This is a genomic window from Sulfitobacter sp. M05 (genome assembly GCF_029285175.1).
Lineage (GTDB): Bacteria > Pseudomonadota > Alphaproteobacteria > Rhodobacterales > Rhodobacteraceae > Sulfitobacter.
Genome location: NZ_JABEDH010000009.1, coordinates 24,419 through 32,764 on the forward strand (window position 1 = coordinate 24,419; position 8,346 = coordinate 32,764).

At 54.0% G+C, this 8,346-nt stretch carries 10 protein-coding genes and 1 pseudogene; 5 read left to right on the plus strand and 6 right to left on the minus strand.

Annotated elements, in window-relative coordinates:
- The first annotated feature begins 66 nt into the window (after positions 1-66).
- Positions 67-1,512: a Na+/H+ antiporter NhaC gene (nhaC, locus tag HKX44_RS19515; protein WP_276153031.1), complete on the plus strand. Its 1,446-nt coding sequence runs from the start codon at positions 67-69 to the stop codon at positions 1,510-1,512.
- 60 nt (positions 1,513-1,572) lie between these two features.
- Here the strand turns inward: nhaC and HKX44_RS20015 are convergent, their stop codons facing one another.
- The gene (locus HKX44_RS20015) at positions 1,573-2,142 is read right to left on the minus strand and encodes a substrate binding domain-containing protein (protein ID WP_346348245.1); all 570 of its coding nucleotides are present in this window, start codon (positions 2,140-2,142) and stop codon (positions 1,573-1,575) included.
- Positions 2,114-2,482 (minus strand): LysR family transcriptional regulator, encoded by a 369-nt coding sequence (locus HKX44_RS20020; RefSeq protein ID WP_346348196.1) that lies wholly within the window; start codon positions 2,480-2,482, stop codon positions 2,114-2,116. Before HKX44_RS20020 ends, HKX44_RS20015 begins: the two co-directional genes overlap by 29 nt.
- 198 nt (positions 2,483-2,680) lie before the next feature.
- On the opposite strand from HKX44_RS20020, the gene HKX44_RS19525 reads away from it, so the two are divergent.
- The 3 genes from HKX44_RS19525 (at position 2,681) to HKX44_RS19535 (ending at position 4,654) form a co-directional block, all read left to right on the plus strand.
- Positions 2,681-3,427 (plus strand): enoyl-CoA hydratase/isomerase family protein, encoded by a 747-nt coding sequence (locus HKX44_RS19525; RefSeq protein ID WP_276153032.1) that lies wholly within the window; start codon positions 2,681-2,683, stop codon positions 3,425-3,427.
- Positions 3,424-3,723, plus strand: coding sequence for a nuclear transport factor 2 family protein (locus tag HKX44_RS19530; RefSeq protein WP_276153033.1), 300 nt, complete (start codon positions 3,424-3,426; stop codon positions 3,721-3,723). The genes HKX44_RS19525 and HKX44_RS19530 overlap by 4 nt, the downstream gene beginning before the upstream one ends.
- Before the next feature lie 265 nt (positions 3,724-3,988).
- A complete protein-coding gene (locus tag HKX44_RS19535; RefSeq protein WP_276153035.1) occupies positions 3,989-4,654 on the plus strand; it encodes a CmcJ/NvfI family oxidoreductase in 666 nt (221 codons plus the stop codon).
- Here HKX44_RS19535 and HKX44_RS19540 read toward each other — a convergent pair.
- The 4 genes and pseudogenes from HKX44_RS19540 to HKX44_RS19555 form a co-directional block, all read right to left on the minus strand.
- Positions 4,603-5,031: pseudogene (locus HKX44_RS19540) on the minus strand (integrase); the annotation flags it as partial. The gene HKX44_RS19535 and the pseudogene HKX44_RS19540 sit on opposite strands and share 52 nt — an antisense overlap.
- Before the next feature lie 270 nt (positions 5,032-5,301).
- Positions 5,302-5,700 carry a hypothetical protein gene (locus tag HKX44_RS19545; protein WP_276153036.1) on the minus strand — a complete coding sequence of 133 codons (399 nt, stop codon included), beginning with the start codon at positions 5,698-5,700 and terminating at the stop codon, positions 5,302-5,304.
- A gap of 1 nt (position 5,701) precedes the next feature.
- Positions 5,702-6,007, minus strand: a complete 306-nt coding sequence (locus tag HKX44_RS19550) for a hypothetical protein (protein WP_276153168.1) — start codon at positions 6,005-6,007, stop codon at positions 5,702-5,704.
- A complete protein-coding gene (locus HKX44_RS19555) occupies positions 6,004-6,294 on the minus strand; it encodes an antibiotic biosynthesis monooxygenase (protein WP_276153038.1) in 291 nt (96 codons plus the stop codon). Before HKX44_RS19555 ends, HKX44_RS19550 begins: the two co-directional genes overlap by 4 nt.
- A 162-nt stretch (positions 6,295-6,456) precedes the next feature.
- On the opposite strand from HKX44_RS19555, the gene HKX44_RS19560 reads away from it, so the two are divergent.
- Positions 6,457-7,374, plus strand: coding sequence for an AraC family transcriptional regulator (locus HKX44_RS19560; RefSeq protein WP_276153039.1), 918 nt, complete (start codon positions 6,457-6,459; stop codon positions 7,372-7,374).
- Positions 7,375-8,346: the final 972 nt, after the last annotated feature.

The window sequence follows — 8,346 nt, forward strand, 5'->3', positions numbered from 1 at the left end:
TTTGTGCACCTACAGAACACGAACGGCATCGCCGTTCACAAAAGTTAATACAGAGAGAGGAACACAATGTCACTTCAACAAACCGAGGCGCATCCGCCGATTGGGCTCGCCTTGATCCCCATTGTGCTCACGCTGGCAATTCTAGGTGTGCAGATCTTCTATTTCGGCGATTTTACGCCCCATATACCGCTAGCAATTGGGATCGCTTTGACCACCATTGTTGGCCTTATGACAGGCCTGAAATGGGACGAGATAGAAAAGGGTGCGTTTCACGTCATCGCCGTGTCCTTCCCAGCGGTATCTGTGCTGCTGCTGGTTGGGATGATTGTTGGAACTTGGATCGCAGCAGGCACCGTTCCGACTCTGATCTACTATGGCCTGGCACTGCTATCGCCGCAGATGTTTCTGGCTGCCGGCATGTTGCTGTGCTCCATTGTCTCTCTGGCGCTGGGGACCTCATGGGGGACAGTGGGCACCGTTGGCCTGGCACTGATGGGCATCGGCGAAGGCTTTGGAATTCCCGCCTACTGGACAGCGGCGGCAGTGGTTTCTGGCGCTTTCTTTGGCGACAAGATCTCGCCTTTGTCTGATACCACCAACCTGGCTCCGGCAGTGACGGACACCAACCTGTTTGACCACATCCGCAACATGCTGCCGACGACGGTTCCGGCAATGCTGATCGCCCTGGTGATCTACTTTGCTGTTGGCTTCAACCTTGGCGATGGTGCACCGTCGTTTGAGCGGATCGATGCGTTTAAAGCCGCGCTTGAAAACTCGTTCAATCTGTCACCCTGGCTGATGCTGCCCGCGCTTTTGGTCGTGGTGCTTGCTGTGCTGAAAATGCCTGCGATCCCCTCGCTGTTCATTGGTGTTTTGCTGGCGTCGCTATTGGCAATGTATGTGCAAGGGGCGTCGATCCACGACATCTTCACCTACGCCAACTATGGCTATTCGGTTGAAACCGGCGTTGAAGCCATGGACAAGCTGATGAACCGTGGGGGCATTCAGTCGATGATGTGGACAATTTCATTGATCCTGATCGCGCTTGGGTTTGGCGGCGCGCTGGAACGGACCGGCTGTCTTGCCGCCATCATTTCGGTGCTGACCAAACGGGTGAAGAGCTTTGCAGGCGTGCAAACCTCAGCTATCCTGACATCGGTTGCGACCAACACCGTGGCCGGAGACCCCTATCTATCCATCGCGCTGCCGGGCCGGATGTTCCGCCCTGTATATGACCGCATCGGGTATTCGCGTCTGAACCTTGCGCGTGCCACCGAAGAGGGCGGCACAATCATCTCTCCGCTGATTCCGTGGAATGCGGGCGGTGCCTTTGTGATAACCGCACTTGGCCTGTCGATCTCTGACGGCAACTTGGAGAACCTGCTTTACATCCCGTTGTCGTTTGCCTGCTGGCTGGCACCGGTATTTGGCATCTTCTATGCTTGGGCCGGGTGGTTTTCGCCCAAGGCCGAAGAAGTTGAAGAACTATCAGGTGCGGCGGCAAACGCCTAACCGGCTGCAAATCGTACCGTCCTGTTCCTGGAATGGGGCGGTACTGCAACACGGCTGCGATCATGATGTTTCCCAGACTGGCGATCTCCCAATCCTCTCAACCAAATAATCAATGAACACGCGGACTTTGGCAGTCAGCACGTTGGATTTTGGATAAACCAGCCACAGCACAGACTGGTCATCGACATCATACTCCGGCAGCACTCTGACAAGTGAACCTTCCCGGATTTCATCATGAACGCTCCACATGGAGTTCATGGAAATGCCAGCCCCAGTGACTGTCGCGGCTTTCTGGCTCAGCCCGTCATTGAGAACCAGCCGGCAGCCAGCCAGATGCGGCTCAAATATACCTGTTCTGCCATCAGCGGTTTTCAGGCCGCGCGCGGATTGATCCTGAAACCCAATGAGCGCATGGCTGGGCAGGTCTTTGGGAGTTTGCGGCATCCCATAACGTCTTAAATAGTCTGGCGATGCACAAAGAATGCGCTGGTCATCTGCTAGTTTCCGGGCCTTGAAACTGGAATCTACCATTGCTGAATTACGCAGAGCTAGGTCGAAACTGCCTTCGATTAGCCCGACCATGCTGTCTGATAGTTGCAGATCAAGTCTTAGGTTCGGGAACTTGTCCAAGAAATCCGGCAACAAAGGCGCGATATAAATCTGTGCAAAACTGCTTGGGGGCAGTAAACCGCAGGGTTCCGCTGACTTCAGACGTTTCCAGCCCTAACGCTGCACGGGCAGCTCTTTCCTGCGCCAGAAGTTCCCTGGCAAAGGGAAGAAACTCAGATCCTTCGGTCGAGAGGCTGACTTTACGCGTTGAGCGGTGCAACAGGTCAGACCCAAGATTTTTCTCCAGTTTGGCAAGTCTTGCACTGGCGACCGCAGGGGCCAGCCCAAGACTGCGTCCTGCCTCGCTGATGTTCAACTTTTCTGCAGCCAGGACAAAGAGACGAACGCTTTCAAGATCCACTATTATACCCAAATTGCGAATTCTGAACTCGATTATTGCCCATTTTTATAAATTCTCAAGAGACTATCTTGGCTCCAATCGCACACAGGAGACTTCTCATGGTTTACGACGGCTTCACAACTTTCAACGTATCTACCCAGGATGGAATTGCCTGGGTCACTTTCGATTTCCCCCCCGGTCAATATTCAAGGCCTGCCGATGCTGGCAGATCTGAACAAGCTGGCTGAAGAACTGGAACAGGACCGCGATATCAAAGTCGTGGTGTTTAAATCAGCTCACCCAGAGATTTTCGTGGCCCATGCCGACACGAATTTCCTCAAAGACATGTCCACTACCGCTGTGGTGCGAGAGGAAGTCGCGTTGCTTGATCTCCAGGTCACACTGGAGCGCATAAGCAAGCTGCCACAGGCGACCATCGCTCAGATCGAAGGGTTTGCCCGAGGCGGCGGACACGAGTTCGCTCTGGCATGTGACATGCGCTTTGCCGCGCGTGGCAAGGCCAAATTCATGCAGATGGAAGTGGGCATGGGTATTTTGCCTTGCGGCGGCGGTGCGTCACGCATGGCCCGTCAGGTTGGACTGGGCCGCGCACTCGAGATCATTCTAGGGGCCGAGGATTTTGATGCTGACAGGGCCGAAGCCTACGGCACGATCAACAAGGCGCTGGATGCTGACAAAATTGTGGATCACGTCAAGGCTCTGGCTGAACGCATTGCCCATTTCCCGGCAGACTCCATTCAGGCCTGCAAGGAAACGGTCTATACCTCGGTCGATCTGCCTATCGTCAAAGCGCTCAAGGAAGAGGCCTACTGGCTCTATCAATCCATGAGCAAAACACCTGCGCAAAAGCGGTTCCAATATGCAGACGACAACGGCGCACAGTTCGACATGGACAACCAGCGCGCCTGGAACGATCTGGTGATTGGCATTCAGGACGTGAAATGAGTACGGCAGAAAACCTGAACACGGTGACCGCATTCCTTGAACGGTTCAGCGCAGGCAACATCGATGGCGTCCTGGCCCTTCTGGATGATGCCGCAATCTGGAGAGATATGGGGCGCGATGGTGAGCTGCCAATCTCGGGGGAGATGACCAAAGAGGATATTGTCGGCCTAATGTCGGTTGTTGGCGAAGCATTTCCGCAGGGCAGGGCATGGCACTCACTCCGACCGACTGGACATGTGAAGGCGAACGGGTGGCTGTTGAAGTTGAGTCCTGCGGCGTCAAAGCCGATGGTGTGATCTACAACAACCTGTATCACTTCCTGTTCGTGTTCCGTGATGCGCAGATCGTCTCGGTGAGGGAGTACATGGATACACTTCACGTCAAATCGGTGTTCATCGACGGCCACTCACCGGCTGCTTCCCCCTCTTGATGAGACACGGGATCGTGCCAGGCCGCCATCTGGTCTGGCACGAACAAGGTTTCGTTGAACCAATCAGAGCATCTGCCAGAGGAAACCCTCCTATTCAGAACCGGCGGATCAGAGCTTTACCGGAGCATCAAATGCAACTGACAGGAACCGTAAATTACCACGTGCACAGTGACGCTCGGCAGGCTTTTCACATTGATGCCGGAGGGGTCACCGGAGAGCTGATCTCACCCGAACTTGCCGCGACCGTCATTGACGTGAAGGATGTGCGCATGGGCGATGCAGCCGTCAGATTTGCCGTCGACAGCGTCGGCTTTCTGCGCGCGCCGACAAAGGTGACTAATTTCACCGCAGGCGAGCTGTGGAAAGCGGAGTATGACCGCGAACTGACCGATCTTCTCAAGCAGGAGGTCGAGGCCAGGGATGTCGTGATCTTCGACCACACAGTTCGGGTGGACGATCCGAATTCTGACCGCAAACCAGCACGCAACGTGCATAGCGATTATAGCCCAGAGGGTGCCCAGCAACGGCTGATCGACATTCTGGGCGCCGAGAAGGCCGAGGACTGGAGCGCGGGGCATTACGGATTCATCAATGTCTGGCGGCCTGTCGACGCGTCAATCAATAGCGCGCCGCTTGACCTTGTGCGCCCGTCAAGCGTCGAGAAAGAGGATTGGGTCCTGGTCGATCTGATTCATCCCGACCGTCTGGGCCACATCATGGGGCTTGCGGCAAATGACGGGCATGAATCCCGCACAAGCCGGCCATATTGGCGCGTTGAGATATGCGGGCGGTCGTGAAACCGGCTGGGAAACATGAAGCGGCAGCCGATCATTTCCGGCGACTTGATCCATGCGAAAATGGTATCCCGCGTGTTATCAGAGAGTTCGAACTGAACGGGCCGCTTGGTTTTGCTCTGGATCACAGACACGCGTTCGCGAACGCGATCATCCCTCACCAGGTCGGTTACAGCCAGTTTCACCAGATCGCATCCGCGAAGCTTGCTATCAATTGCCACGTTGAACAGCGCAAGATCGCGCAGGTTGCCCGCCAGTTCGAGCCGCGCTCGGATCGCCCAGACCTGTTTCGGCAACAGTGGTCGTTTCTGGCCGATGATCCGGCCTTTGTTCCAGGCTCTTCGTTTCGGGGTGACTGCGGGAAGTTGGACTCTTGGCATGATTTGCCCTCCGATCCTCCCTCCATCCCCAGACATCAGCACCGCGCTGACGATGTCATCGTACAAGCGAAGTGAATGCCTGCTCTCGGAAGTCGGCCGGGAACACCATTTCTGCCCAAGCATTCGGCGGCTCGGAGCCCAAATCGACCGTTGCTGCGGGAAGCACGAATTGCCGATTTAAGTCAAGAGCTTGAATTGGTTAGTGAATCCTATGCGCACGAATTACTGGACCTTGATGTTTGTAGGCAGCGGCTCAGCATCTGAACAATACTAGGCTCTCGTACCAACCGTCCCCTGTTTTTCATTTATTAGACCAAAGATGGCGAGGGTTACGATTGGAAAAAACAGCCACCCCTGGGGCATGGTCTTATAGGACAGGCCAACACTCGGTGGCAGGAGAACACCCCAGACCCCGATGCCCGCCATCATGACTGTCAGAAAAACCACCAGGTCGGTCGAGTGTCTGAAAAGTGCCGACCAAAGATAGCCTGCAGCGACGGCCCACAGCACAATGGTCACGATGTGCCAACAGAAGAAGTTGATGTACTTGGCCTGGTCTTCCAGCGTTGAGGCCAAAAGTGGATCCGCGACCTCGGGCGTGCCAACAAACGTATGCAGGGCCGCAAGGGCCGCTGCGCCAATCCCAGTGCCAAGGTGGATTTTGTTCATGTCAGATTTCCTTGCGATAATAGGTTTCTGTGGCCTGTGCCGTCGGTTTGCGCCACTCCTCGATCAACACAACGCTGTCTGCATTCGTTAAAACCTTTTGTGACAAGAACCCCTGATGCCCGCGACGCGCGGTGATGGTTTTCATAAGCTGGTCAGACAAGGGTCCCACAAGCCGGGTCTTGGTCACGACGATTGGGGTTTTAGGTTGTGCCGACACCTGCATCGGCGCGACCAAAACCGCAGCGCTTGCTGCGATCATGGTCAATGCATCCCGACGGGTTGGCAAAGAGCCTTCTAGCGCGTTCATATCGCCACGCGCTCATAATATTGCACATCGGGCGGGCCGGCCATGAAAGACAACAGCTGTTCCATAACGCCATTTTCAGTGATGGACGCAATATAGGCCTGATGGTGCGCGCGTGATTTCCATTCTTCGAGGATCAGCAGCTTGTTGGTCTCTTTATCAAACAGGATCGATACGGACAAAGCCCCTTCAAACCCACGAACCGCGGGCAGCTTCGCCTCTAGGAACAGCTGCAAATCCGCATAGGCGTTTTCCTGAACGACCAGCTCCAATGTTACCCAAATACTCACGTTGATCTCCTTGGTTGTGTGCGTGTTTTTTACGGCGACACAATTTTCGGAAATACGCGCACTATAGTAAAAATGCCGGATATCGCGCGCGATGTGGGGCAATCTGTCGTCTGGTGCGATAAGGCAGAAACTGGCATCCAACCCAAAAGAGGCAAGCGCGGCATGGCATCCAGAACACATCAAACATTGTCGGACCTTGGGGCGGATGGAACCAACAGCCTAGTTATTCCGCAAGGATTATATGACTTCGCGGATGCACAAGTGGTCATGGAACACGGGCAACAAGCGATCTTTCACAAACGTATCCTGTCCAGCGCCTTTGGTGTGGAGTTTTACAACAGTTGCCCCTGCCTAGGGTATATCATCAAAGGCGAAGAGGTGTTTATTACCCCTACTGGGGAAGAGATCACGGTTGGCGCTGGAGAGATGGTCTTGCTGCCACGGGATGTCTTTATGGTGACTAACTTTTCAGGTTCGGATGGACCGCTGGAAGCGCTGTTGTTCTTCTTTGATGATACCGTGATCCGCGAGTTTGAGAGGCAAAGCCCGGGCCATTCTGCACATCCCACGTCACGTATCGGTGCCTATAAAATTGACCACCATAACAGCCTGAACGGTTTCATGAGCTCGATGATCGACATCTATAAAACCATCGACGGGACACGCGAGTTATTGCACACCAAGCTGATGGAATTGTTGTTTTTAATCGCTGCGGAAGATGAACCCATGCGCCTCAGATCATTTCTGCATGAAAACTGCTCTGACTGCGGAAAACGCAATATTCGCCACCTGATGCGGGAACATTGCGCCCATAACCTGAGCGTACATGACTATGCCCATTTGTCGGGGCGTTCCGTGTCTGCCTTTAACCGGGAATTCAAACGACAATTTGGCGTTGCCCCCAGCAAGTGGTTGATCGAACAACGCCTGACACGCGCACGCGACGCCGTGCTATCAACCGATGCATCGATCACCGAAATAGGCTTTGAGATTGGATATGAAAGCACGTCCCACTTCATAGCCCAGTTCAAGTCGATGTTCGGAACGACCCCCAAACAATTGCGTTTGGAACAGCTATAGATAACCACTCCTGTTTCGCTAGGAGCTCTGTCAAATCCAATCATCGGAAACGCATTGTGGCTATCAAAACGTTGCCTTTCCAGTTTGTTTCTGTGTCGACTAGCTTTTTGCTTGCAACCCGATTGCGATATCCCATCGACTAGCAGTGTCTGTATTGGATGGGCTCAATTAGAACTCCCTGTTGAAACCGATCATTAGCGAAATTTCAACGGAGTGTAGCGTTGTCCGCGCTGTGTGATTTGCCGTCTTAGAATTTCTGCGCGGTCGACGAATGGCCGATCTCCCCGCTGCAAGGCGTCGTAAACTTTTGCGTCTCTGCGGCAATTTCCTTGCTGCGAGCGCGCGCAGCGAAAATTGGACACTTCTCCTCTGGGCTCATTTTCCTCTTTCGCTGAGGGTAGTATGAACGGCTGCTCCAGTATCACTCTTCGGTCGCCCTTTGAACCAAATCGCCATAGCGCAGCTGGACCCAGCCGAAGAGGTCCACATGGTGTCACAAACGGTTCAACAGATCGCCGAGCAGAACGACGCATTCCGACGATGTGATCCAAGCGTGCCAGGGATGCGGTTCCTCACAGCGGGTATTCGCTGACGCTCAACTGGCGTGAACATCGATTTTGTGTTTCGTTTCATTGCTTTTTGAAAGAACCAAGAACATTGATTTTGGATGACTATCACTGGCGACTTGAGTGAAGCTGAAAGCTGAACTTCCATACTCAGACAGATTAGAGCTTTTTCTCCCCCCCAGCGAACCAACTTGGAAGAATTGGTTGTGGAGGGGAGAGGGTCTTCGAAGTTCCAGACTTCAGACGAGTTGATCGCTTTTTTCATAAGGAATGTGCGTGTTGCTTGGACGGCGGTGCCCCGTTCTCCGTCCTCATTCCCGACCTCAATGCACGGTTAGGATATGATATCCAGCTGCTCACCGGTGCTATGAAACCGACACCAGCAAGCACTGCTTCAGCGCAATTT

Bases quoted from the DNA above. Each gene is read 5' to 3' on its own strand.
- nhaC (WP_276153031.1), top strand. From the start codon at position 67: ATGTCACTTCAACAAACCGAGGCGCATCCGCCGATTGGGCTCGCCTTG.
- HKX44_RS19525 (WP_276153032.1), top strand. From the start codon at position 2,681: ATGCTGGCAGATCTGAACAAGCTGGCTGAAGAACTGGAACAGGACCGC.
- HKX44_RS19530 (WP_276153033.1), top strand. From the start codon at position 3,424: ATGAGTACGGCAGAAAACCTGAACACGGTGACCGCATTCCTTGAACGG.
- HKX44_RS19535 (WP_276153035.1), top strand. From the start codon at position 3,989: ATGCAACTGACAGGAACCGTAAATTACCACGTGCACAGTGACGCTCGG.
- HKX44_RS19545 (WP_276153036.1), bottom strand. From the start codon at position 5,700: ATGAACAAAATCCACCTTGGCACTGGGATTGGCGCAGCGGCCCTTGCG.
- HKX44_RS19550 (WP_276153168.1), bottom strand. From the start codon at position 6,007: ATGAACGCGCTAGAAGGCTCTTTGCCAACCCGTCGGGATGCATTGACC.
- HKX44_RS19560 (WP_276153039.1), top strand. From the start codon at position 6,457: ATGGCATCCAGAACACATCAAACATTGTCGGACCTTGGGGCGGATGGA.